Genomic DNA, 25300 nt, shown 5'->3' on the forward strand with positions numbered 1-25300 from the left:
TCGCCGCTGTCGCTCACTGTGCGGTCGCGGTCTCGACGACGGCACCGTTCTCGTACACGGTCAGCTCGCGCACGCGTCCAGCCGCCGCCGGCGCGAACACGAAGCGCAGGTCGCGTTCCTCGGCGAAGAAGCGCGTCGGCGCTTCGGCGCGCAGGGTCACGACGAGCGCGCCGGCGCTGAGCGTCAGGTGGTCGCCTTGCACGGCGACGCGGATGTCGCCGACGCGCTTGCCGAGGTAGTGGCCGGCGTAGCTGGCCAGGATGCCGGGCGCCAGGGTCAGGTGCGTGGCGGGCGCCACGTACGCCACCGCGCCGTGCGCATAGCTGTAGATGCGGCGCATGCGCCACTGGCCGTCGACCGCCTGCCACAGAGTGGTGAACTCGGCCTGGCCGTCCAGGCGTTCGGGCTTGCCGTCCCGCTGCACGTGGAAGCGATGCGTGCCCGACAGCAGCGCGAAGCCGCCCGCCAGCGGATGGAACTGCAGGCTGTCGGCGACCGCTTCGCGGCGCAGGTGCATCGCCGGGTCGGCGCAGGGCCCGTCACGCAAGGATTGCAGGACCGCCGGCCTGGACGCGGTCAGGCCGGTCCTGTCGTGGTAGAACTCCACGTCGTCGGTGAGCAGTTCGCCCATCGCGTGCATGTCGCAGGCGTTGTAGGCCTGCCAGTAGCGCGCTTCGGCGGCGCGCACCGCCGCTTCGTCGTCGGCCGCGGCGGCGGTACCGCCCAGGCCCAGCAGCGCGAACAGCACGAGATGGCGAAGGCGCATGGCGAACTCCTGGAACCGGGCCGCGATTGCAGCGCACTTCCGCGCCCGCCGCGCGTGCGGTACGTCATGCGCACGAATGGGCCGGCACGGCTCGCTCGCTCCCCGCGTTCGCGAACGCGTGAAGGATGCGTATGAGTCGCAATCGTCGCATACTGGTTCCCACGCAGGGGAAGCGAGCGGGAGCGGTCGGCGGTGCTGAAACGGGGCGATGGGACGTTCAACCGGTTGCTGCATGGCCCGGCCAGGTGGCTGCGCGCGGTGCCGGTCGCCGATCCGGTGGATCTGCGCAATGCGCCGATGTTCCAGGTGGTGTTGCTGCTGTTCGGGACCTTGCCCGTCGCTGCGTGGCTGTACCGCGCGATCGCGGTGGCGGATGCATGGCGTCCCGGCGAACTGACCAGCCTGGCGTTGAGCATGCTGTTCAGCGCGGTCGCGCTGCTGGGCGTGGTCTTGATCCGTTTTGGCCGGTTCCGCTGGGCCGCCTACCAGACGCTGTGCGTGTTCGCGATCTCGGTCCTGGCGAGTTATGCCGCCAGCGGTTTCGGTGGGCAGCGTTTCGAGCAGCCGGTGCTGGTGGTGCCGATGGCGATCGCCGCGCTGGCGGTGGGGCGGCCGGCGTTGTGGATGATGTTCGCCGTCGTCGCGCTGTCGTTCGCGCTCGGAACCTATGTGGACATCGGCAACGGCGAGCCGAACGACTTCATCGGCGATGCCGTGATCAGCGGCGTCATCTTCCTGCTGATCGCGGTGGTGCTGGACCGCACGTCGGCCGCGTTGCGGCAGAGCCTGCGCGATGCGCAGGCGCGCGCCGAGCAGCTCGGCGTCGCGCACGACACGCTGCAGCGCGAAGTGGCGGAGCGGCAGCGGGTCGAAGAGCAACTGGTGAACGCCAAGAAGGTGGAGGCCGTGGCGCGGTTGGCCGCCGGCCTCAACCACGATTTCAACCATCTGCTGAGCCTGGTGCTGGGCTATGCGCGGCAGGGGCGCCGCGCCAGCGATGCGCAGGCGATCGGTGCCGCGTTCGATGGCGTCGAGTCGGCGGCCAGGCGCGCCACCGCGGTCAGCGGGAAATTGCTCAGCTTCAGCCGCCAGGACGAGACCCAGGCCGAGGCGCTGGATCTCGGCGAACTGGTGGCGACGCTGCAGCCGCTGCTGAAGCAGGCGCTCAAGCCGGGCATCGCGCTCGACGTCCAGGTGCCGACCGGGCTGCAGGTGCATTTCGACCGGCACCAGCTGGAGCTGATCCTGCTCAACCTGGTCGCCAACGCCGACGACGCGATGGAGCACGGCGGGACGGTGACCTTGCACGGCCGGCGCGTGGGCGGCGAAGCCTGGCTGCAGTGCCGCGATACCGGCCCGGGCATTCCCACGGAGCTGCACGACAGGATCTTCGAGCCGTTCTTCACCACCAAGCCGGCCGGCCAGGGCACCGGGCTCGGCCTGGCGATGGCGAACGGGCTGATGCAGCGGCATGGCGCGCGCATCTGGATCGACGCCGAGACCGGTGCCGGCGCCGCGTTCGTGCTGAGCTTTCCGCACGAGCATGCGCAGCCGCCTGCGCTGGCGGGCGCGAATGGTGGGCAGGACTAGCCGCGTGGCATGCGTTCGCCGCTTGCAACGCGCAGCGCGTCCATCGCCGCCGCCATCCAGGACCCGCCGGCGATGACCGCGTCGCAGGGCCTGGTGCTGGCCGGAGTGCGGATCGCGGTGGTCGAGGACGACGCCGAACTGCGCGCGATCATCGTCGAGGAACTGGGCCATGAGGGCGCGCAGGTGCTCGGGTTCGGCAGCGCCGAGGCGCTGTACCGGCACCTGCTCGGCGATACCTGCGATCTGGTGGTGCTGGATGTCGGGCTGCCGGGCGAAGACGGCTATTCGGTGGCGCGCTATCTGCGGCAGATCGCTCCGCAGGCGGGCATCGTGATGCTCACCGGCCGCGGCGCGAACACCGACATGACCCGCGGCCTGCTGCAGGGCGCGGACATGTACCTGGTCAAGCCGCTGGACGTGGAACTGCTGATCGCAGCACTGGCCAACCTGCGCCGGCGCCTGCAGCCTGCCGCGCCGCCACAGGCGCCGCCCGTGCAGGACTGGCGGCTGAGCGACGACGGTTGGACGCTGTGCTCGCCGGCGCAGCGCGCGCTGGCGCTGACCGAGGCCGAGCGCGGCCTGCTCAGGGCGCTGTTCGCGCAGCGCGGCGCACCGGTGGATCGCGACACGCTGATCGCGGCGGTCACCGATGCGCCGTGGGATTTCGATCCGCATCGCCTGGAAGTGCTGGTGCATCGGTTGCGCGCACGCGTGACCGCCGCCACCGATGCGGCGCTGCCGCTGCGCGCGGTGCGCGGGCAGGGCTACCTGCTGGGCGATACCGCCTAGCTGTCCGGCATCCGCATCCGCGGCGGGAGCCGCATGCGGCCGGCTTCCAGGCCGCACGCGGCCCAGGGCGATGCCGCCCATCGCGCCGCCGATTCGTAGACATCTCGCCGTGTTTCGCGGGCCCTGCCCGCTGCCATGGCCCTGCCGCGGCGCGCCGTGGCCCGCTGCCATTGCCGCTGCGCCATGGCGTCTCGTTGCGCCTGTGAGCAAGTGAGAGCAAGCGCGAACCGCTGCTACTGACTGCCTGCGCCCGCCTGCGCAGAATCCGCGCCACCACACCGGCAGGTCTCGCCTGCGCGTTCGGAGTGGGTTCCGATCCAGATCGTCAGCGCGCCCCGCACGGCCCAGGCCCGGGGCGCCGGTTCGTGGGTCCGGCTTGGATGTTTGGGGAGAGAGAGGCACATGGATCATCTGATGCGCGGCAGCCGTGCGGCTGCGTTGCGGGCGTGGGCGCGTGCTGCCTGCGGACACCACCGGACCACGGCGTCGTCGGGGCGACGCTTGCGGTTGCTGATGGCCGTGCTGCTGCTGGCCGCGCCTGCGCTGGCCGCCGCCGCGGACCTGCAGATCACCAACCTGTCCGACACCGGCTACGATCCCACGCCGGCCGGGGGCAGCGTGGTCTACAGCGTCACCGTCGAGAACAGCGCCGCCGATACGGTCAACGACGCGGTGGTGATCTTCGACCTGCCCGCCGGTGCGCAGGCCGGCACGCCGCTGCCGTCCTACTGCAGCGTGGCCGCCGGCAACGCGCAGCGCGTGGAGTGCCGGGTCGGCACCCTGGTCGGTACCTTCTCTTCCAACGGCGCGCCGGTGACCTTCCAGTTGCCGGTGAGCACGGTCGGCCTGGCTCCGGGCACGATCGAGATCCGCGGTGCGATCGGCGTGGAGCCCGGCCTGCCGGCGGCGAGCACGCCGATCGCGTCGCTGGCCGATGCCGATGCGTTCTTCGCCGGCGACAGCAACGCGGCCAACAACCGCCGCCTGGAAGCGACCACGCTGGAATCGGCGGGCGACCTGAGCGTGGAGAAGACCGCCACGCCGAACCCGGTCGTCGCCGGCGCCGAGGTCACCTATACCGTCACCGTGCGCAACGCCGGGCCCAGCGCCTCGGCCGGCTTCAGCGTGGTCGACACCTTGCCGGCCGCGGTGCAGTACGTGGCCAACAGCTTCAGCGGCAGCGGCTGGACCTTCAACAGCGGCAGCATGACCGCCACCCACGCCGGCGCGCTGGCCAACGGCGGCAGCAGCAGTTTCACGTTCCGCGCGCGGGTCACCGCCGCCAGCGGCAACATCGTCAACAGCGCGCGGGTGCAGGCCGGCAGCACGCCCGATCCGCTGCCCGACAACAACACCGGCAGCGTCACCACCACGGTCACCGCCGGCGCCGACCTGGCGCTGAGCAAGAGCGTCACCCCGTCGCCGGCGATCTCCGGCCAGCCGGTCACCTTCAACATCCAGGTCCGCAACCAGGGCCCCAGCGCGGCGGTCAACCCGCGTTTCGTCGACAACCTGCCGACCGGGTTCGTGGTCACCGGCGGCACCGCCGCGGCCGGCTGGACCTGCACCGACAGCAACGGCAACGCCACCCGCACCTGCGCGTTGAACGGCAGCCTGGCGGTCGGCGCGGTGGTCGATTTCACCATCGAGAGCACGGTGCCGGCGTCGGGCACCAACAGCAGCGGCGACGTCACCAACAGCGCCACCGTCAGCGCCGACACGCCCGATGCGAACAACGTCGACAACACCGGCAGCACCACCTTCACCGTGCTCGCCGACGGCGCCGACCTGTCGCTGCAGAAGACCAAGACGCCGGCGCTGGTGCCGGTGTGGAGCGGCGTCGGCAGCGACCTGGACAGCCGCATGACCAGCAGCATCGTGGTGCGCAACCTCGGCCCGCGCGCGGCGACCGGCCAGGTGCAGGCGGTGGATACGCTGGCCAGCGGCGAAGAGCTGCTGCAGCCGGACGGCAGCGTGGCGCAGCCGGGCGTGGCCTTCGCCAGCGGCGCGTGGACCTGCACCGTGGACCAGGCCTACAGCGGCTCCAGCGTGCAGCACGTGAGCTGCGACCTCGGCGCCGGTTCGCTGCCGCTGGCGGTGGGCGCGCAGGCGCCGACGCTGCAGCTGCTGACGCGCGCGCGCAGTTCCTCGGCCAACCTGCTCAACAACGCCTGCACCGGCGGTTCCGGCGGCTCGATCGAGCCGCTGACCGGCAACGGCATCGACCGCGCTCCGGAAACCGGCAACGACTGCTCCGGCGCCGGCACGCGCACCACCGACGAGCGTGCCGACCTGTCCATCGCCAAGCAGACCAACGGCCCCGGCGCCGCCGACAACGTGCTGGCCGCCAACCAGGACACGCTCAGCTACACCCTGACCGTGACCAACAACGGCCCGGACAGCACCACCGGCGTGGTGGTCAACGACACCGTGCCCGGCTTCGTCAGCGGCCGCACCCAGGTCAGCGTGACCACCACCCCGGCCGGCTGGACCTGCGCCATCAGCGGCGCCTCGGTGATCTGCCGCTCCGGCAGCACCGCGCTGGGCAACGGCGCCAGCGCGCAGATCGTCATCCAGGTCCAGCGCGCGCTGTTCGACAGCTACAACCAGGCCGCCGGCACCTGCGGCGGCACCGCGATCAGCGGCGCGTTCTGCAACACCGCCGGGGTCGGCATCGATGCGGCCGTGGCCGGCTCGGTGGGCGAACTCAACGGCAACAACAACCAGGCCTCGGACTGGATCCGCATCGCGCGGGTGGCCAACGTGATCACCAGCGCCAAGACCATTTCCTCGGGCACGCCCGGCCGCGCCGGCGTCAACACCACCTACGTGATGTCCTACATCAACGACGGCCCGTCGGCGGTGCCCGGGGTGATCTTCCGCGACGTGTTCACCCTGCCGGCCAACGATTCCGGCTTCGTGCTGGTGTCCGCGCAGCGTACCGGCGCCGGTACCCAGGCCTGTACCGCCACTGCCGGTGCCGGGGTGACCGTCACCGCCGACGCCGGCGGCACCTCCTATGCCAACCCGACCGGCGCGCCGGCGCAGGTCAGCATCCAGTGCCCGGCGTTGCCGTCGTTCACCAACCAGCAGACCGAGAGCCTGCAGGTGGTGATCCGGCCCAACGTCAACAGCGGCAACACCGGCCGCCAGTTCGACAACATCGCCGACTTCGTGGTGGACCTCAATGGCGACGGCAACGGCGACGCCACCGCGGGCACCGACAGCGACGGCAACACCTACGACTTCAACACCATCACCAGCGACGACAGCAAGAGCGCGCAGCTGCCGTTCGAGAGCGGCCAGGTCGACCTGATCACCAACAAGGTGGACACCGGCTTCACCGGCGGCGTGGATCCGCTCGGCTACGACGCGACCAATGCCGCGGCGAACCTGATCACCTACCGCATCACCATCCGCAACAACGGCCCGTCGGTCGCCACCGACGTGCACCTGACCGACACCTTCACCCCGCCGTCCGGGCGCACCGTCACCTTCATCGGCGCCGCGGCCACGCCCACCGGCACCTACGATCCCAGCGCCTGTTCGGTGACCTCCGGCAGCAATCCCACCGTGGGCGCGGTGCAGGTGCTGGACTGCCTGATGCCCGGCATCGGTTTCAGCACCAATGTCGCCGGCGTGGTCGCCTCCGGCCAGACCAGCACGCTGTACCTGCGCTACCGCTACGACACCCCGCCCGGCGCGGCCGGCGACACGGTCAGCAACCTGGCCCAGGCCACGTCGGCCGAGACCGACAGCAACACCGCCAACAACGGCGCCAGCCAGGAAACCACGATCCGCGCCTCCGCCGACGTGGGCGTGAGCAAGCACGTGGTCACCACCGCGCCCGATGCCGATCCGGATGCGGCGCTGCCCGCCAACGCCACCTCGGTGGGCCTGCGCCAGCCGTTCTTCTACGTGATCGACGGCATCAACAACGGTCCCGGCGCGAGCCTGTCGCGCGACCGCAGCGGCAGCAGCCCGCTCAACGGCACCGGCACCGTGGTCGCCGACACGCTGCCCGCCGGGCTGGTGGTGGTCGGCCAGGTGACCTGGCAGAAGAAGGGCCCGATCCCGGCCGGCGGCGGCGGCGAGGTGCCCAACGGCACCGGCACCTGCACCCAGGCCTCGGCCACCTTGAACTGCACCCTCGGCGACGTCACCGTCGGCGGCAAGCTGCGCATCGTGGTGCCGGTGCGCTGGGATACCTATCCGGGCGCGGCGGGGATCAACAACACCGCGACCATCGCCACCGAACAGGTCGATCGCGTCCCCGCCAACAACACGTCCACCGTGCCGATCCTGGTCACGCGGGCGTCGCTGGCCGGCACCGTGTTCGAGGACCGCGACCGTGCCGGCGCCAACGGCGGCGTCCGCCAGGGCGGCGAACCGGCCATCGCCGGCGTCACCATCGTGCTGACCGGCACCGATGCCTACGGCAATGCGGTCAACCGCAGCACCACCACCGCGGCCGACGGCAGCTACAGCTTCGGCGACCTGGCCGCGGCCGGCGCGGGCGGCTACACGCTGACCCAGACCCAGCCCGCCGGCTATCGCAACGGCCCGGTGGATCCGCCGGCGGCCGGCGCCAGCGCGCCGTCGCTGGGCGGCACCTATGCCGCCGGCAGCCCCAACTCGAGCTACACCGCGATCCCGGTCGACGCGGCCGACGCGGCAGTGCGCTACGACTTCCCGGAAGTGCGCCGGCCCAGCCTGACCGGCCGGGTCTACGTGGACCTGAACTTCAACAACGTACGCGACGGCGGCGATCCGGCGATCGCCGGCGCCACCGTGGAACTGCTCGATGCCACGACCGGCGCCGTGCTCGCCACCACCAGTACCGACGGCAACGGCGCCTACCGCTTCGACGACCTGGATCCGACGCTCACCTACAGCGTGCGCGAGCCGCTGCCGAGCGGGCAGTACAGCAACCGTCCCAGCGCGATCAATCCCGGCCAGATCGGCGGCGCGGCGTGCCCGGCCGGCAGCTGCGTGCCCGGCACCGCGGTGGCCGCGCCCGGCGGCCCGGATGCGGCGACCACCGACCGCATCTCGCAGATCCAGCTGGGCGCGGGCCTGGACGGCACCGAGTTCAACTTCGGCGAGAACCCCAGCGGCAGCGCGATCCAGGGCCGGGTGTGGCGCGACGACGACAACGACGGCGTGATCGACCCGGCCGAGACCGGCCTGGCCGACGTGGACGTGGTGCTGACCGGCACCGACCAGAACGGCCAGCCGGTGAACCTGACCACCAAGACCGATGCCAGCGGCAACTACAGCTTCCTCGGCCTGCTGCCGGGCACCTACACGGTGACCGAACCCACCCAGCCCAGCGGCACCCTCAACGGCAAGACCGTGCCCGGCGACAAGGGCGGCACCGCCACCGGCGTGGCCACCACGCCGTCGGCGATCGCCAGCATCGTGCTCGGCGCGAACCAGCAGGGCCAGCACTACGACTTCGGCGAAGTGGCGGCGGCGTCGCTGTCCGGCCGCGTGTACTACGACAACGACGACAACGGCGTGGTCGGCAGCGACGAAACCGGCATCGCCAACGTGCGCGTGGTGCTGAGCGGTACCGACGACCTCGGCGCCGCGGTGCAGCTGACGGTGCAGACCGACGCGCAGGGCAACTACCGCTTCGAGAACCTGCGTCCGGGCACCTACACCGTGACCGAACCGGAGCAGCCGGCCGACACCCGCAACGGCGTCACCAGCGCCGGCACCGTCGGCGGCGCCACGCGTGGCGTGGCGACCCCGCGCGAGACCGTGCCGTCGGCGATTTCCGCGGTGGTGCTGGCGCCGGGCGCGCAGTCGATCGACAACAACTTCGGCGAGATCGCCAACACCCCGGACCTGGTCGTCAGCAAGGTCGCCGACCCGGTCAAGTTCACCGTCAACAACACCGCCAGCTACACCATCAGCGTGCGCAACATCGGCCCGCGCCCGACCGTGGGCACGTACCAGGTGCAGGACCGCCTGCCGCCGGGCGTGACCCTGGCGGCGCTGCCCACCGGCAGCGGCTGGACCTGCAGCGGCGCGGTCGGCGCCGACCGCTTCAGCTGCGACGCCAGCGCGACGATCGCGCCGGCGCAGACCGCCAGCGCGCGCATCGTGGTGCAGGTCGCGGTCGGCGCGGCGGCGGCGACCGGCAGTCCGGTCAACAACGCGGTGCTGGTGCAGGGCGGCGGCGAAGACGCCACGCACAGCCCGAGCGCGGCCGAACGCGGCGCCTTCGACGGCGACGTGACCCAGCTGCCGGTGTGCGATCCGGCGATCACCCAGAACGCCTGCCGCCTGCCGACGCAGGTGCAGCTGGCGGCCTCGGTGTCGGGCACGGTGTGGTTCGACGGCGGCAGCGAGGAGCGCCTGCTCGACGGCGGCGACCAGCGCCTGCAGGGCTGGACCGTGGAACTGGTCGATCCGGTCAGCGGCCAGGTCGTGCGCAGCACCATCAGCGCCGCCGACGGCAGCTACCGCATCGGCGACGTGATCCCCGGGCAGAAGTGGAAGCTGCGCTTCCGCCACCCGGTGTCCGGCGCGGTATGGGGCTGGCCGGTGAGCACGGAGAGCGCCTCCGCGGTCGCGCCGTGCGCGGCCGACACCGCCATCGCCAACGGCGGCACCAGCTCGTGCCGGGTCAGCGACGGCGGCAGCAGCGAACTGCAAGTGGTGCTCAAGGCCGGCGAGAACCTGCCGCAGCAGAGCCTGCCGGTGGATCCCTCGGGCGTGGTCTACGACGCGGTGACCCGCGATCCGGTGCCGGGCGCGATCGTGACCCTGGCCCCGGTCGGCGTGTGCGCCGGCTACGACCCGGCCACCAGCCTGCTCAACACCGGCAGCGGCGGCTACCGCATCGACGGCAACGCGGTGTCGATGACCGTCGGCAGCGACGGCGCCTACCAGTTCCTGTTCGGCCCGGCGGCGCCGGCGCGCTGCGAGTTCCAGCTGACGGTGACCCCGCCGGGCGGCTACGTGTTCGTGTCCACGCTGATCCCGGCCGAACCGCAGGCGCTGTCGCCGCCGGGCGACGCCGGTTCGCGCTACAGCGTGCAGCCCGATGCGCGCGCGCCGACCGGTCCGGTCGGTCCGGCCACCCAGTACTTCCTGACCCTGTTCGCCGGTTCCGGCACCGCCAACATCGTGCACAACCACATTCCGCTCGATACCGCGGTCGCCACCGGCCTGGCCATCACCAAGACCGGCGACCGCCAGACCGCTGAAGTGGGCGATACCGTGCAATACACCATCACCATCCGCCAGACCGCCGGCAGCCCGCTGCAGACGGTGAACGTGGTCGATCGCCTGCCGCGCGGCTTCACCTACATCGAAGGCACCGCGCGCGCCAACGGCGCGGCCGTGGCCGAGCCGCTGGGCAAGCCCGGCCCGACGCTGGGCTTCAGCACTGGTCCGCTGCAGGTCGGCCAGCAGATCGCGTTGACCTACCGGGTGCGGGTCGGCGTCGGCGCGCAGCAGGGCGACGGCATCAACCGCGCGCAGGCGCACGGCTGTTCGATCGCCGGCGGCTGCATCGACCCGGTCTCGCTGCAGCCGCGCCCCGGTTCGCTGCCGTCCAACCAGGCGCAGTACCGCGTGCGCGTCACCGGCGGCGTGTTCACCGAGGAGGGCTGCGTGCTCGGCAAGGTGTTCGTGGACTGCAACGTCAACCACGTGCAGGACCGCGAGGAGATCGGCATTCCCGGCGTGCGCCTGTACTTCGAGGACGGCACCTGGGTGATCAGCGATTCGGAAGGCAAGTACAGCTACTGCGGCCTGCCGCCGCAGAGCCACACGCTGAAGGTCGATGCGTCCACGCTGCCGGTCGGCTCGCGCCTGACCACCAGCAGCAACCGCAACCTCGGCGACGCCGACAGCCTGTTCATCGATCTCAAGAACGGCGAGCTGCATCGCGCCGACTTCATCGAGGGCAGCTGTTCCAACCCGGTGCTCGAGCAGGTCAAGGCACGCCGCACGCAGGGCGAGGTGCGCGCACCGGAGACCGAGACCGGCCACGCGCCGCTGCGCTTCAGCAGCAAGCCGGTGCGTGCGCCGCAGCAGGCCACCGATAGCGCGGCGCAAGCGCCGATCGTCAAACCGCGCGGCACGCCACCGCCCGATGCATCCGTTCCTGCGGAGGTGCAGCCATGAGCCGGCCCGTCACGACGCGCCGCCTGCCGCGGCTGACCCTGCTCGCCTGCGCCCTGGCCGCGCTGCCGGCGCTGGCCCAGCAGACGGTCGGCAGCAGCCGCTTCACCCCGGTGCTTGGCGAGGCCGGCACCCTGTACCCGCGCACGCCGGGCAGCGCCGATGCCGCCGCGCAGACGCTGGCGCCGCGCGCGGGCATGCTCGATGCGCGCGCCGCGCAGGGCATGGACCAGGTGCTGGTGGAGGTGGATCGCGACGGCGCGCCGGCCGACGGCCAGAGCCCGGTGCACGTCACCGTGCGCCTGCTCGACGCCGCCGGCAAGCCGTTGCCGGGCGAACACTTCGCCACCATCGAGCACACCGGCGGGCGCATCCTGCTGCCGGGCTCGCGCACCGACGAACTGGGGCCGGGCGCGGCCGACGCCGACAAGGCCACCCCCGGCGTGCAGCTGCCGGTGCGCGACGGCGTGGCCGAGTTCGACCTGCTGGCGCCGGACCAGCCGCAGGAAGTGGTGCTGCGGGTCAGCGCCGGCGGCCACAGCGCCGAGGGCACGATCGGCTTCGTGCCGGAAATGCGCGAGATGATCGCCACCGGCCTGATCGAGGGCGTGGTCAACTTCCGCCGCCGCGACAACAGCGGGCTGATCGCCCCGGTCGACCACGACGACGTGTTCGAGCGCGACATCCGCCGCTGGGAGAAGCAGTTCAACAACGGCAAGGCCAACGCCTCCGCGCGCACCGCGTTCTTCGTCAAGGGCCGGATCAAGGGCGAGTACCTGCTCACCGCCGCCTACGACTCGGACAAGGAGGTGCGCGGCCGCCTGCTGCGCGACATCCAGCCGGAGGAGTTCTACCCGGTGTACGGCGACTCCTCGCTGCGCGGCTTCGACGCGCGCTCGGCCGAGCGCCTGTACGTGCGTGTGGACAACCGCCGCAGCTACCTGCTGTACGGCGATTTCCAGACCGGCGACACGCTGGCCACCGCGACCGGCGTGGGCGCGCGCAGCAGCATGCCGCAGCGCAGCCTCGGCACCTACAACCGCACCGCCACCGGCCTGGGCTGGCACTACGAGAACGCACGCGTGCGCTCCAACGTGTTCGCCATGCAGGACTCGCTGCGCCAGGTGATCGAAGAATTCGCCAGCCAGGGCAGCGGCCCGTACGCACTGCGCAACAACGCGGTGCTGGAAGGCAGCGAGCGGGTGGAAGTGATCGTGCGCGACCGCAACCAGCCCTCGCGGATCGTCTCGGTGCAGCCGCTGGCGCGGTTGGTGGACTACAGCTTCGAGCCGTTCTCGGGGCGCATCCTGCTCAACCAGTTCCTGCCCACGTTCGACAGCAACCTCAACCCGGTCTCGCTGCGCATCACCTACGAACTGGACCAGGGCACCGAGACCTTCTGGGTGTACGGCGCCGACGGCCAGCTGCGGCTGAGCGACGCGCTGGAAGTGGGCGCGTCGGCGGTGGACGACCGCAACCCGTTCGCGCAGTTCCGCATGGGCAGCGTCAACGCCGGCTACCGCTTCGGCCCCAACACCGCGCTGGTGGCGGAGTTCGCGCGCACCCAGAGCGAGATCAACACCAACTCGATCAACCAGGTCGCCACCCCGGGTCTGCAGGATCTCAGCGGCCGCGTCGAAGGCGACGCCTGGCGCGTGGAGTTCGGCCACGACGGCGACAAGCTCGACGCCAGCCTGTTCGCCGCGCGCACCGATCCGGCGTTCAACAACGCGGCCTCGCCGCTGTACGGCGGGCGCGGCGAGTACAACGCCAAGGTCGAATACCACCTCAGCGAGCGCGTGGACCTGTATGCCGAAGGCCTGCGCAGCGAGGACCGCAATCCGGACGGCGGCAAGCGCGATGCCGGCGGTGCCGGCGTGCGCGTGGGCGCCACCGAGAAGCTCACCCTGGACGTCGGCCTGCGTTCGATCCGCGAGACCGTCGGCGCGTACTCGCCGTGGTCCTCGGGCCTGGGCTACGGCAACAGCGGCGGCCTCACCGGCGGCTTCGCCACCGGCTCCGGCGGCGGCGCGCTCGGCTATGGCCAGCAGCCGCTGGATCCGCTGACCGGCCTGCCGGTGATCGGCTCCAGCAGCGCCATCACCGGCACCGCCAGCGACCTGCCGATCGGCACCCGCCTGGAATCGGACAGCGCACGCATCGGCGCCGGCTACCGCGTCGGCGCCAAGCTGTCGCTGGGCGCGGAGTACGAGCAGAGCGTGTCCGGCGAGGACCGCAACCGCATCGCCGCCGGCGTCGACTACCAGGTGCTGGAACGCAGCCGCGTGTACGGCCGCTACGAGAAGCAGACCGGCCTGACCAGCGCCTACGGCATCACCACCGCCGACCGCGAGGCCGATGCGCTGGTGTTCGGCATCGACAGCAGCTACGTGCGCGACACCCAGGCGTTCTCCGAGTACCGCATGCGCGATGCGATCAGCGGCCGCGACGTGCAGGCCGCCTCCGGCATCCGCAACACCTGGGACGTGCGCGAGGGCCTGCGCCTGAGCAGCTCGGCCGAACACGTCAAGGTGTACGACGGCAACACCGGCGACGCCACCGGCCTGGCGCTGGCGCTGGACTACAGCGCCAACCCGCTGTGGCGCGGCTCGGTGCGGGTGGAACACCGCATCAGCGGCGACGTCGCCCAGACCGAAACCGACGAGGCCTTCGACACCACCCTGGTGCAGTTCATGCTGGCGCGCAAGCTCAGCCGCGACTGGACCCTGCTCGGCCGCAACTACCTGCTGCAGACCAACTACGCCGCGCGCGGCGACGTGCTGCAGAACCGCTTCCAGCTGGGCGTGGCCTACCGCGATACCGACACCAACCGGATCAACGCGCTGGCCCGCTACGAGTACAAGCTGGAGCGCGACGAGAGCGGGCTGACCCTGCTCGACGGGCAGGCGGTGGACGGCACCAGCCAGGACATCAGCAGCCGCGCGCACATCGTCTCCACCCATGCCGACTGGCATCCGTCGCGGCCGTGGTGGCTGACCGGGCGCGTGGCCGGCAAGTGGCAGCAGGACCGCTTCGCCTATGCCGACGGCGGCCGCGTGGACAGCCGCTTCCATGCGGTGCTGGTGTCCGCGCGCGTGGTCTACGACATCACCGAGAACTGGGACATCGGCGTGCTCGGCTCCACCTTCCGCGGCCAGAGCGGTTCCAACCAGTACGCCTACGGCCTGGAAGTGGGCCGGCTGCTGCGCCAGAACCTGTGGCTGTCGGCCGGCTACAACTGGTCCGGCTATGCCGGCGACCGCGACCTGTCCGGCTACGAGTACACCCAGCAGGGCGTGTTCCTGCGTCTGCGCTTCAAATTCGACGAAGACCTGTTCCGCCGGGATCCGGTCCGTTACCGCGACCCGGCGCGCTGAGGAATCCATGATGACCACGACCCAATCCCGCTTCCTCCTGTCCCGCGCCGTCGTTGCCGCCTTGCTGTTCGGCGCCTGTGTCGGCGGCAACGCGCAGACCCGCCTGCTGCCGCAGCAGCAGCGCATCAGCGACGAGGCCATCGCCGCCGACCTGCACGGCTACCAGTCGGTGCAGGACCGCATCCAGGCGCTCAACGATGGTGGCCGCCCGGTACGCGACTACGCGCTGTCCAAGGCGCAGTGCTGGCTCGACGTGTCCTTCCACGAGTACACCCGCAACGACCGCAGCGCGTTCCCGCAGGGCGCGCTGAGCGAGTCGGAAAAACTGGTGCAACTGATGGAACAGCGCGCCGCGACGATCCCGACCGAGACGCCGCTGGTCAACGACGCCAAGTACCTGCGCGACGACCTGTGGCAGCGCCTGCGCGCGCTGCACGGCAACGCCGGTTTCAGCTGCGCGCAGCAGGCGGCGGCCTGCGGCGAGGTGGAACTGGTGCACGCCGGCAACGAGTTCAACCAGCAGCAGTGGCGCCACGCCAAGCCGTACATCCAGATCGCCGAGGACCTGGTCAACGACGCCGAGGCGCTGGCGCGGCAGTGCGGCGGGCCGGAGCGGCCGGACACGCCGGCCGCGGCGCCGATCCCGCTGGTGGCCAACGTGCTGTTCGAGTTCGACCGCGACCGCTACCAGGACATCCGCACCCATTCGCTGGAAAGCCTGGACCGCGCGCTGGCGCGCATCGCCGAGGAGAAGCTGACCCTGCAGCAGGTGGAGCTGGTCGGCCATGCCGACCGCATGGACGGCCGCGGCCACGACGACAACCAGCGCCTGTCCGAGCGCCGCGCGCGCACCGTGCGCGAGCTGCTGATCGGCCGCGGCGTTCCCGCCGACCGCATCCGCTACGCGTACCGCGGCGACAGCCAGCAGGTGCAGCAGTGCGCCGGCGTGACCCCGCGCGCGGCGCTGCTGGAATGCCTGCTGCCGAACCGCCGCGTGGAAGTGCGGCTGGTGGTCGGCCGCGGCGACTGACGGGTCGTCTGCGCCGCGACGGCGCCTCGAGTCCCTCTCCCCCCGGGAGAGGGGTTGGGGTGAGGGTAAGGCGCGCAGCGACTCGCGGAGTTCGGGTGCACAAGGCTGCGCCCGCACCCTCATCCGCCCCTTCGAGGCACCTTCCCCCGAAAAGGGGGCCATGGTCCCGACGGGAGAAGGGCACAGCCGCTAGCCCCTCTCCCACCGGGAGAGGGGTTGGGGTGAGGGTAAGGCGCGCAGCGACTCGCGGAGTTTGGGCGCACGAGGCTTCGCCCCGTACCCTCATCCGCCCCTTCGGGGCACCTTCCCGGGAAAAGCGACCATGGTCCCGGTGGGAGAAGGAAACACGCCGGCGGCAGCGCTCAAGAATTCCCCGGCAGCGCCGCCATCATGGATAAGCGAAGTCGCTTTCGCCGCCCGGATCGGGCCGTCCATGAGGTCACGCGCATGTTGTCCTTGCCACGCCTGCTGGGTCGTCACCTGGCCAAGTTCCTGTCCAAGCCGCGGCGGCACCGCTCGGAACTGCCGACCAGCCCGCCGCAGCTGCTGCAGGCGGCCCTGCGCAAGGGCGACGTGCTGCTGGTGGAAGGCAACAGCCGCTTCTCCACCGCGATCAAGTACCTGAGCCAATCCACCTGGTCGCACGCGGCGCTGTACATCGGCGACCACCTGGGGCCGGCCGGCGACGCGGACGCGCCGACCTTCTGCGACGTGGACATCAACGTCGGCGTGCGCCTGGTCGGGCTGAGCGAATTCGCCGGCCTGCACACGCGCATCTGCCGTCCGGTGGGGCTGGGCGCCGACGAGATCGAGGCGGTGGTCGACTACATGGTCAGCCGCGTAGGCAATAGCTACGACCTGAAGAACATCTTCGACCTGGCGCGCTACCTGATCCGCACCCCGCCGCTGCCGTCGTCGGTGAAGCGCCGTTTCCTGGAACTGGGCAGCGGCGAGCCGACCAAGGCGATCTGCTCGACCCTGCTGGCGCAGGCCTTCGGCGCCATCCGCTATCCGATCCTGCCGGAGATCGGCAGCGTGCCGGTGCCCGACGCGCAGGATGCGGAGATCCTGCACAACCGCCATCACAGCCTGTACCTGCCGCGCGACTTCGACGTCTCGCCGTTTTTCAACGTGGTCAAGCCGCGCCTGCAGTCCGGGTTCGATTTCCACCGGCTGGTGTGGCACGGCGATGCCGGCGCAGCGAGCGCGGAGCGCCAGCACGTGGCCCAGGTCGCCTGAAAACGGTTGCAGCTGCGCGCCGTCCGCGGCGGATGCCGCAGCCGACCGCCGATGCGGCGGCAAAGTGCGTCTTCGATCACAACGACTTCAGCATTTGGCGCAGCCGAGGCGTCAAGTTTGAAACCGCCGCGGCCGATATGAACGGATATACCCCATCGATATCGCCATCAGGATCGCCATGAATCCCGTCCATTTCCTGCGCCGCCGCGTCGCCAACCTGCCGATGGCACGCAAGTTCGTCGTGCTGTGCACCTTGCTGGCCATCGGCGTGATCCTGCTCGCGGTCGCCGCCGCGCGCCTGCAATACCTGGACCTGGTGGCTGCGCGCAAGCAGACCGTGAAGACCCAGATCGACATGGGCATGAGCGTCATCGAACACTATGCCGCCATGGCCAAGCGCGGCGAGCTCACCGAGGCGCAAGCCCAGGAAGCGGCCAAGTCGGCGCTGGCCGACATGAAGACCAACGGCGGCGTGGATTACTTCTTCATGCTCGACCCGCAGATGCGCATCGTGATGCATCCCAAGCGCAAGGTCGGCACCGACATGAGCGACTACAAGAGCGATGCCGGCGAATACGTGTACCGCGACATCCGCACCGCGGTGACCAGCGGCGACGGCTTCAGCTACTACAGCGCGCCCAAGCCGGGCAAGAAGGAACAGCTGCCGAAGATCAGCTACGCCAAGCTGTACCCGCAGTGGAACTGGGTGCTGGTGATGGGCGTGTACGCCGAGGACATCCAGGTCGAGGCGCTGGGCTTCACCAAGATCCTGACCCTGATCGGCGCGGCCCTGGTCGGCCTGGTGGTCGGGCTGTGCTGGCTGATCGCCAGCGCCATCGTCACCCCGCTGCGCGCGGCCACGCGCACCGCCGAGGCGATCGCCTCGGGCCGCTTCGACAACGCCATCAAGGTGGAGTCGCGCGACGAGACCGGGCAGCTGATGACCAGCATGCAGCAGATGCAGACCCAGTTGCAGCGCTTCAACGGCGAGATGCAGACGCTGGTGCGGCTGCAGCAGGGCGACGACATCAGCCACCGCATGCCGGAGGATTTCCCGGGCGATTACGGCACCCTGGCGCGCGGCATGAACACCGCGCTGTTCGAGCACCTGGACGCGATCATCGAGGCGATGGCGATCATGGGCGAATACGGCCGCGGCGACCTGCGCCGCGACATGCGCCGCCTGCCCGGGCAGCGCGCCGCGCTGCACGAGGCGCTGGATGCGGTGAAGGCCAACCTGTCGGCGATCAACAGCGACATCGCGCGCCTGGCCGATGCGGCGGCGCGCGGCGATTTCTCCGCGCGCGGCGAAGAGGCGCGCTACCAGTTCGCGTTCAAGGAAATGGTGGAAGCGCTGAACCGGCTGATGCGGCAGGCCGACAGCGGCCTGGCCGACGTGGGCCGGATCATGGGCGCGATCGCCGACGGCGACCTGTCGCAGCGCGTGGACGCAAGCTACGAGGGCGCCTTCGGCCAGCTGGCCGACGCCGCCAACCGCACCGCCGCGCAGCTGACCACGATCGTGCAGGGCATCCAGCGTTCGGCCGAGTCGATCAACACCGCCGCCGGCGAGATCGCCAGCGGCAACAGCGATTTGTCCGTGCGCACCGAGCAGCAGGCGGCGAGCCTGGAAGAGACCGCCGCGTCGATGGAAGAACTGACCTCCACGGTCAAGCAGAACGCCGACAGCGCGCGCCAGGCCAACCAGCTGGTGCTGGGCGCCGGCGAAGTGGCCGAGAGCGGCGGCCGCGTGGTCGAGGACGTGGTCACCACGATGGCCTCGATCAGCGCCGCGTCGGCGCGCATCGCCGACATCATCGGCGTGATCGACGGCATCGCGTTCCAGACCAACATCCTCGCGCTCAACGCCGCGGTGGAAGCCGCGCGCGCCGGCGAGCAGGGCCGCGGTTTCGCCGTGGTCGCCTCGGAAGTGCGCTCGCTGGCGCAGCGTTCGGCGGCGGCGGCCAAGGAGATCAAGACGCTGATCTCCGACTCGGTGCAGGAAGTGGAGCAGGGCTCGGCGCTGGTCGCGCGCGCCGGCACCACCATGGCCGAGGTGGTGACCTCGGTGAAGCGGGTCACCGACATCATGGCCGAGATCTCCGCGGCCAGCGCCGAGCAGAGTTCGGGCATCGAGCAGGTCAGCAAGACGGTGATGCAGCTGGACGAGACCACGCAGCAGAACGCGGCGCTGGTGGAGGAAGCCACCGCGGCGGCGAAGAGCATGGAAGACCAGGCCTCGGACCTGACCCGCGCGGTGGCGGTGTTCCGCCTCGCCGGCGGTGCGCAGCCGGTCGCGGCGGCCGTGTCGCGGCCGCTGCTGGCCAAGGCCGCGGTGCGCCCGGTCGCCGCCGCACGTGCGCCGGCCAAGAAGGCGCCGACGCCGGCCGCGCGGCCGCTCGCGCGCGGCAAGTCCGGCGCGCTGGCGGAAAGCGCGGAGTGGGAAGAGTTCTGAGCCTGCGCCACGGCGGCAAACGACCTTGGGCTGGCAACGACGCCGATGCGGCAACGCATCGGCGTCTCCGTTTCCGTGTTGGCCGCTGTTGGCGGCCGCGGTGTCATGTCGCGCCGCGCGCGACGCGAGGCGATCCAGCGCGCCCGATCAAGGCGCTCCCACATTAGTTTGCGTCAGGCCGGCCGTGTGTCTGCTGGAAGCACCGCAACGGTCCTCATGCGGCCTAGGCGTTGCGTCGTGCGATCCAGCTGCGAGGCGCCACGTGGCTGCTCCGCGCTCGCATCTGCCACACTGCGCGGCCCCGCTCAAGGAAGGACTTGCCTGATGCCTCTTCGTGTCCTCGCTGCCATGCTCGCCGTATCCGGTTCCGTCGCCGCTGCGCAGGACCCGCCTGCCCCCGCACCTGAGGTCGCCCCGCCGCTGACCCATGCCGAGTTCGCCGGTGGCGCGGTGCAGTTGGGCGAGCGCGGCGGCCGCTGTGCCCTGTTGCGCGGCGGGATCGAACTGCTGGCGCTGGCGATTCCGGCGCCGTGCGGGTTCAGCCCCGACCGCCACGGCGGGGTGCGCATCGAGCCGTTCAATCGCGGCAGCCGCATCGTGCTGATCGAGCACATACGTCCGGATCCGCAACAGGCGCTGCATGGCGCCAGCGGCCCGGCCTGTATTCGCGAAGCGCAAGCGGTGCGCGACATCGGCGGCGTGTTGGAGGCCGGCAGCGTGATCGGTTCGGCCGGCTGCGATCGCGGTCCCACCGACCAGAAGATGTTCGTCGCCGGGTTCCGTTGGTGACGGCGTGGCACGCGGCGCGCTCGCGCCGGCGTGCCGGTCACGCGCCGTCGTCGTCCTCGTCTTCTTCCGCATCGGCGCCATCGCCTTGCCATGCGGCGGCGGCATTCACCGGCTCCAGCAAGGTGTAGTCGTTGCGCTCGCGGCGCTGGTAGGCCGGCGACACCGGATAGGCCGCCAGCGTCGGCTGCGGCGCGCGTGCCAGGAACGCGGTGGGGAACAGGCGCGGCCCGCGCAGCCAGCTGCGCCAGCGGTCGCCGCCGAGGAAGATCGGTCCGTCCGCGGTCAGCGGCGCGGGAATCGCCGGGTTGGCATGGGTCAGCACGCTGAAGCTGAGCAGCGCCGGTTCGCCGCGTTCCCAGCGTTCCCACAGCCCCGCCGCCAGCAGCACCTCGCCCTCTGCATGGTGGATGTAATAGGGCTGCGCCGGTTTGCGGCTGCGGTCCCACTTGTAGTAGCCGGACAGCGGGATCACGCAGTGCTGGCTCTTCCACGGCGCGGCGAAGATGCGGCTGCGCGCGGCGCGTTCCAGCCGCGCGGTGACGGTGGTGTAGGGCGTGTCCGCGGTCTTCGACCAGCGCGGCACGATGCCCCATTGCAGGCGCTCCACCTGCGCGGCGCCGTCGCGGCACAGGATCGCCGTGGCGATGTCGCCCTTGCCCAGGTTGTAGTGGTCCGGGTACGCCGCAAGTGTCGCACGCAGCGACGCGTCCAACTGCGCGGGCAGGGCGTCCTCGATGCCGAAGGCCTGTACGAAACGTCTCATCGGTCTCTCGCGTTGCGTGTTTGCAGCTTAGGGCGCACGGCGGGCAAGCGCGGGTGAAGAAGTGTGGGCGCGCCGCGATGCGCGCGCATGCGCTTGGCGACGGCGTCGTCGCCGCTGACGGTTTCTTCATCCGTTCTTCCCGCGCGCGCTCGCATATTCCTCGCCCGATATCCGCGATCGCACGATCGTGCGTAGCGCAGGAGGGAGGCAATCGCTCATGTTCTGGAAACGCAATGGCCTGTCGCTGGTGCTGTTGGGGCTGACCCTGCTGTTCATGGCCGGCCAGGCGCTCAGCGGCCATCTCGCCTACAACGACGAACTGCGCCAGCAGGGACTGGCGCCGCTGATGTTCTGGGACTACCTGCACAGCGGCCATTTCGTCGGTGCGCTGTTCGAGAACTGGGAAAGCGAATTCCTGCAGATGGGCATGTATGTGGTGCTGACGGTGAAGCTGCGGCAGTGGGGCTCGGCCGAATCGCGGCCGCTGTCGCCCGAGCAGGAAGACGACAGCGTCGCGCCTGGCACGCCGCCGTGGCCGGTGCGTGCCGGCGGCATCTGGCTGTGGCTGTACGAACGCTCGCTGGCCCTGGCGTTCGGCCTGCTGTTCCTGACCAGCTTCGTGCTGCATGCGCTGGGCAGCTGGCGGCACGAACTGGCCGAGCGGGCGATGCAACGGCTGCCGGGGATCTCGCTTTTCGAGCACGCGACCGGCGCGCAGTTCTGGTTCGAGTCGATGCAGAACTGGCAGAGCGAGTTCCTGGCCGTGTTCGCGCTGGTGGTGCTGACCATCTGGCTGCGGCAGAAGGATTCGCCGCAATCCAAACCGGTGCATGCACCGCACACGCAGACCGGCGATTGAGCGGGCGTGGCTGCCGAGCCTGCTGCGTTCCGAGGCGACGGCGTATCCGTGCGCTGCTGGAGTGCGCCACACGCGCATAGCCGACACGAGCGAGCTGGCGTATCGAGTTGGAAACAGCTTCGATTCCGATGATGTTAGATATTGCAGGAGCGACTGCAGTCGCGACAGGACGCTATCGAAGTGCCTGTCGCGACTGAAGTCGCTCCTACAAGTGCCCACACCGCGGGCGTGTCCCGGTCGGGTCCTGGCGAATCTGCAGCGGCGAAGGACTCGCCGCTGCGGACCGTGCGATCACAGCGTGATGTTGCCCTTGGTCGAGCCGGCGCCCGGACCCGCGCCCAGGTCGGCGCCGGTGGTCGGGTCGCTGTCCGGTTGCGACAGCGTGCGTGCCGCCAGCGCCAGCAACGCGCTTTCCTCGGTCTCGCTGAGGCCGACGCTGGCCATGCCGCTGCCGCCGTCCACCGCCACCTGGCGGTTGCGGTCGGAGACCTTCTGCCACTGGCTGCCGCTGTTCCATGGGCCGTTGACGTCGCCGTCGCCCTGCGACATGTCGTAGAACGTGTCGGTGAACGCCGGATCGCCCGGCAGCTTGCCCGACGGGAAGTTCGGCTCGATCGCGTACAGCGCCTTCTCGAACGACTTCTGGTGCGCCACTTCGCGCGTCATCAGGAAGGTCAGCGCATCGACGATGCCCGGATCGTCGGTGACGTTGATCAGGCGCTCGTAGACGATCTTCGCGCGCGCCTCGGCGGCGATGTTGGAGCGCAGGTCGGCAGTGGGTTCGCCGATGGAATCCACATAGGCGGCATTCCAGGGAACGCCACTGGAATTGACCAGCGCCGGGCCGCCGCCATACAGGATCTGCTGGGTCTGGCTGGTGTTGTTGTTCATGGTCAGGTCGCGCATGTCCTCGACCTCGGCCATGCCCTCGGATAACACCGCCTTCGGTCCCTGGTTGAGCATGGCGATGATCGAACCGATGATCTCCAGGTGGCTCAGTTCCTCGGTGGCGATGTCGTAGAGCAGGTCCTTGCGGCCCGGATCGACCTCGCCGATGGCCTGGGTGAAATAGCGCATGGCCGCGGCCAGTTCGCCTTGCGGCCCGCCGAACTGCTCGAGCATCAGCGAGGCCAGGGCGGGATTGGGCCGGGCCACGCGAACCGTGTACATCAGCCGTTTGTTGTGCATGAACATGAAAAGCTCCTGGAGTGCCGCCCACGGCAATGCCACGACGACAGCGCGTCGTGGCAGGGAGGAGGCGTCTGGGGGAAAGCCGCGGCGCCGAGGGGTGGCGCCGCGGTGGAACGGATCAGGCCGCCTTGCGCTTCTGCGCGGCCTCTTGGTTGCCGCCCTGCTCGGCGAGCAGGGTCAGTTTTTCGTCGGTGGATTTCTCTTCTTCCAGCGTTTCCAGCAGCAGCTTCAGCGCGTCGGTCTTGCCCAGCTGCTTTGCCATCGCGGCGAGCGTGCCGTAGGAGGCGATCTCGTAGTGTTCGACCTTCTGCGCGCCGCCGGTCAGCGCCGCATCGCGCACCGGGCCGGCCTCGATCGACTCGATCACTTCCTTGCCTTCTTCCACCAGGCCTTCCATGGCCGCGCATTTGATCCGCTTCAGGCGCAGGTCGAGTTTTTCCGCGATCTGGTCGATCCGTTCGATCTGGCCCTGGGTCTCTTCCAGGTGCGCTTCGAAGGCCGCGCGCAAGGCCGGATTGGTGGCGGCGCGGGCCAGTTTCGGCAGCGCCTTGGTCAACTGCTTCTCCGCGCTGTAGATGTCGGACAGCTCGTGCAGGAACAGGTCGTCGATGGTCTTGATAGCCATGTCGATGGATCTCCGTAGTTGGGTAGTGGTGGTGCAGGCGAGCAAACGGACTAACGCTTGGCGGTCTGGCCTTCGGTCCGTTCGCGTTTCAGGAAAGCCAGGATCGTGGCTTCCTGGTGTTCGATCAGCCACTCGGCCATGGCGATTTCCTGGTCGAGGATGGCAGCGCAGATCTGGGCGATCTGGGTTTGCCCGGCTTCCTTGGCGGCGATGACCAGCGCGCGGTAGCTGGCCACCTCCATGTGTTCGAATGCGTAGCTGATGCCCAGGCTTTTCGCCACTTCGTCGCTCATCATCGCGTTGCCGGCGGCGTGCACCGTCGCCATCACGCTGGCCACGGCGCCCTTGAGCGTCGGCACCGAACCGTCCAGCAGTTCGATGCAGCGCTTCACCTGCTCGGACTGGTCGCGGGTCTCGGCGATATGCTCCTCGATGCGTGCTTTTAGCTCCGGGTAGTGTTCCAGGCGGCCGGCGGTGGCGGTGAGCATCGTGTTCGCCTCCTGCTCCATCGCATAGGCGTCCTGCAGCCATTTCAGCAAACGCTCGGGGTTGCTTCGGGTCATGTATGTCGCTCCAAAATGCGAGCGCGGCGGCTTCTGCTGCGCCGCGCGTGCGGTTGTCTTTCCCCTGTGCAACCCAAGCTAGACCGCTCCCCGTTAGTGCGGATGCAATGAACGGTGAACGCCTTGCGAGGAGCGCTGCGCATGCGCACACGCTGAATACGTCGCCGCGCAATACGCCGCCGCGCGGCCGCGTGTGGCGGGTACTACAGCGTGACCGCGCCACCGGCGATGGTGAGCAGCGTGCCGGAGGTGTAGCTGGACGTATCGGCGGCGAGCAGCACGTAGGCCGAGGCCAGTTCCGCCGGTTGCCCGGGCCGGCCGAACGGGGTCTGCGAGCCGAACTCCTTCACCGATTCTTCGTCCATGCCGGCGGGAATGAACGGGGTCCAGATCGGGCCGGGCAACACCGCGTTGACCCGGATCTTCTTGTCCGCCAGCAGCCCGGCCAGGCCGATGGTCAGGTTGGCCACCGCGCCCTTGGTGCTGGAGTAGGGCAGGATGTTCGGGGTCGGTTTCTTCGAGTTGACCGAGGCGGTGTTGATGATCGAACCGCCCTCGGGCATGTGCGGCACCGCCAGCTGCATCAGGTGGAACGGCGCGTGCACGTTGGTGGCGAAGGTCTTCTCCCACTCGTCGAGGGTGATCTCCTCGAAGCTGTGGAAATAGCGCTGGTAGGCGGCGTTGTTGACCAGCACGTCGAGTCCGCCGAAGCGCTCGACGACGCTGGCGACCAGCGCCTGCGCCTGCGCGCGGTCGCTGACGTCGCAGGGCTGCAGCAGCACGCGCACGCCGGCGGCCTCGATGAGTTTGCCGATGCGCTCGGCATCGTGCTGTTCGCTGGGCAGATAGGCGATGGCCACATCCGCGCCTTCGCGTGCATAGGCGATCGCCACCGCCGCGCCGATGCCGCTGTCGCCGCCGGTGATCAGCGTGCGCTTGCCCTGCAGCAGGCCGTGGCCGACGTAGCTGTCCTCGCCGTGGTCGGGTTTCGGATCCATCTTGTCGGTCAGGCCCGGGAACGACTGCTGCTGCGGCTTGAACGGCGGATAGGGATAGTTCGGGACTGGCATGACGAGGTCCTGCTTCGGGGGAAGCACCACCTTGCGCATGCGCGGGTAAAGG

General features: G+C 70.1%; 15 protein-coding genes. 9 read left to right on the top strand and 6 right to left on the bottom strand.

What is annotated here, in order from left to right; genetic code table 11:
* Positions 1-13: 13 nt before the first annotated feature.
* Positions 14-766, bottom strand: a complete 753-nt coding sequence (locus AB3X10_RS03385; RefSeq protein WP_369979079.1) for a nuclear transport factor 2 family protein — start codon at positions 764-766, stop codon at positions 14-16.
* 192 nt (positions 767-958) lie between these two features.
* Here AB3X10_RS03385 and AB3X10_RS03390 point away from each other — a divergent pair, with 192 nt between their 5' ends.
* From AB3X10_RS03390 to AB3X10_RS03425, 8 genes are all read left to right on the top strand, one after another.
* A complete protein-coding gene (locus AB3X10_RS03390) occupies positions 959-2356 on the top strand; it encodes a sensor histidine kinase (protein ID WP_369979081.1) in 1398 nt (465 codons plus the stop codon).
* A gap of 9 nt (positions 2357-2365) precedes the next feature.
* Complete coding sequence (locus AB3X10_RS03395) at positions 2366-3145, top strand: response regulator transcription factor (RefSeq protein WP_369979083.1); 780 nt, start codon at positions 2366-2368, stop codon at positions 3143-3145.
* A gap of 513 nt (positions 3146-3658) precedes the next feature.
* On the top strand, positions 3659-11290 hold the full coding sequence (locus tag AB3X10_RS03400) for an SdrD B-like domain-containing protein (RefSeq protein ID WP_369979085.1): 7632 nt from the start codon (positions 3659-3661) through the stop codon (positions 11288-11290).
* Positions 11287-14664 carry a hypothetical protein gene (locus tag AB3X10_RS03405; protein WP_369979087.1) on the top strand — a complete coding sequence of 1126 codons (3378 nt, stop codon included), beginning with the start codon at positions 11287-11289 and terminating at the stop codon, positions 14662-14664. The genes AB3X10_RS03400 and AB3X10_RS03405 overlap by 4 nt, the downstream gene beginning before the upstream one ends.
* Positions 14665-14674: 10 nt before the next feature.
* Positions 14675-15694 (top strand): OmpA family protein, encoded by a 1020-nt coding sequence (locus AB3X10_RS03410; RefSeq protein WP_369979089.1) that lies wholly within the window; start codon positions 14675-14677, stop codon positions 15692-15694.
* A 447-nt stretch (positions 15695-16141) separates the two neighbouring features.
* On the top strand, positions 16142-16933 hold the full coding sequence (locus tag AB3X10_RS03415) for a lipo-like protein (protein ID WP_369979090.1): 792 nt from the start codon (positions 16142-16144) through the stop codon (positions 16931-16933).
* 196 nt (positions 16934-17129) lie between these two features.
* Positions 17130-19388, top strand: coding sequence for a methyl-accepting chemotaxis protein (locus AB3X10_RS03420; protein ID WP_369981623.1), 2259 nt, complete (start codon positions 17130-17132; stop codon positions 19386-19388).
* A gap of 324 nt (positions 19389-19712) precedes the next feature.
* Positions 19713-20177 carry a hypothetical protein gene (locus AB3X10_RS03425; RefSeq protein ID WP_369979092.1) on the top strand — a complete coding sequence of 155 codons (465 nt, stop codon included), beginning with the start codon at positions 19713-19715 and terminating at the stop codon, positions 20175-20177.
* Between the two features lie 37 nt (positions 20178-20214).
* Here AB3X10_RS03425 and AB3X10_RS03430 read toward each other — a convergent pair whose 3' ends face one another.
* Positions 20215-20940: an SOS response-associated peptidase gene (locus tag AB3X10_RS03430; protein ID WP_369979094.1), complete on the bottom strand. Its 726-nt coding sequence runs from the start codon at positions 20938-20940 to the stop codon at positions 20215-20217.
* Positions 20941-21157: 217 nt separating this feature from the next.
* On the opposite strand from AB3X10_RS03430, the gene AB3X10_RS03435 reads away from it, so the two are divergent.
* Entirely contained in the window at positions 21158-21799 is a 642-nt protein-coding gene (locus AB3X10_RS03435; RefSeq protein WP_369979096.1) for a DUF6766 family protein, read from the top strand.
* A gap of 291 nt (positions 21800-22090) precedes the next feature.
* Here AB3X10_RS03435 and AB3X10_RS03440 read toward each other — a convergent pair whose 3' ends face one another.
* From AB3X10_RS03440 to AB3X10_RS03455, 4 genes are all read right to left on the bottom strand, one after another.
* Positions 22091-22993, bottom strand: a complete 903-nt coding sequence (locus tag AB3X10_RS03440; protein WP_369979098.1) for a manganese catalase family protein — start codon at positions 22991-22993, stop codon at positions 22091-22093.
* 115 nt (positions 22994-23108) lie between these two features.
* Positions 23109-23615 carry a ferritin-like domain-containing protein gene (locus tag AB3X10_RS03445; RefSeq protein ID WP_369979100.1) on the bottom strand — a complete coding sequence of 169 codons (507 nt, stop codon included), beginning with the start codon at positions 23613-23615 and terminating at the stop codon, positions 23109-23111.
* Positions 23616-23665: 50 nt separating this feature from the next.
* A complete protein-coding gene (locus AB3X10_RS03450) occupies positions 23666-24178 on the bottom strand; it encodes a ferritin-like domain-containing protein (protein WP_369979102.1) in 513 nt (170 codons plus the stop codon).
* 203 nt (positions 24179-24381) lie between these two features.
* Positions 24382-25248: an SDR family oxidoreductase gene (locus tag AB3X10_RS03455; RefSeq protein ID WP_369979104.1), complete on the bottom strand. Its 867-nt coding sequence runs from the start codon at positions 25246-25248 to the stop codon at positions 24382-24384.
* Between the last annotated feature and the right edge of the window lie 52 nt (positions 25249-25300).

It is taken from the genome of Xanthomonas sp. DAR 80977 (genome assembly GCF_041240605.1).
GTDB classification, from domain to species: Bacteria; Pseudomonadota; Gammaproteobacteria; order Xanthomonadales; family Xanthomonadaceae; genus Xanthomonas_A; species Xanthomonas_A bundabergensis.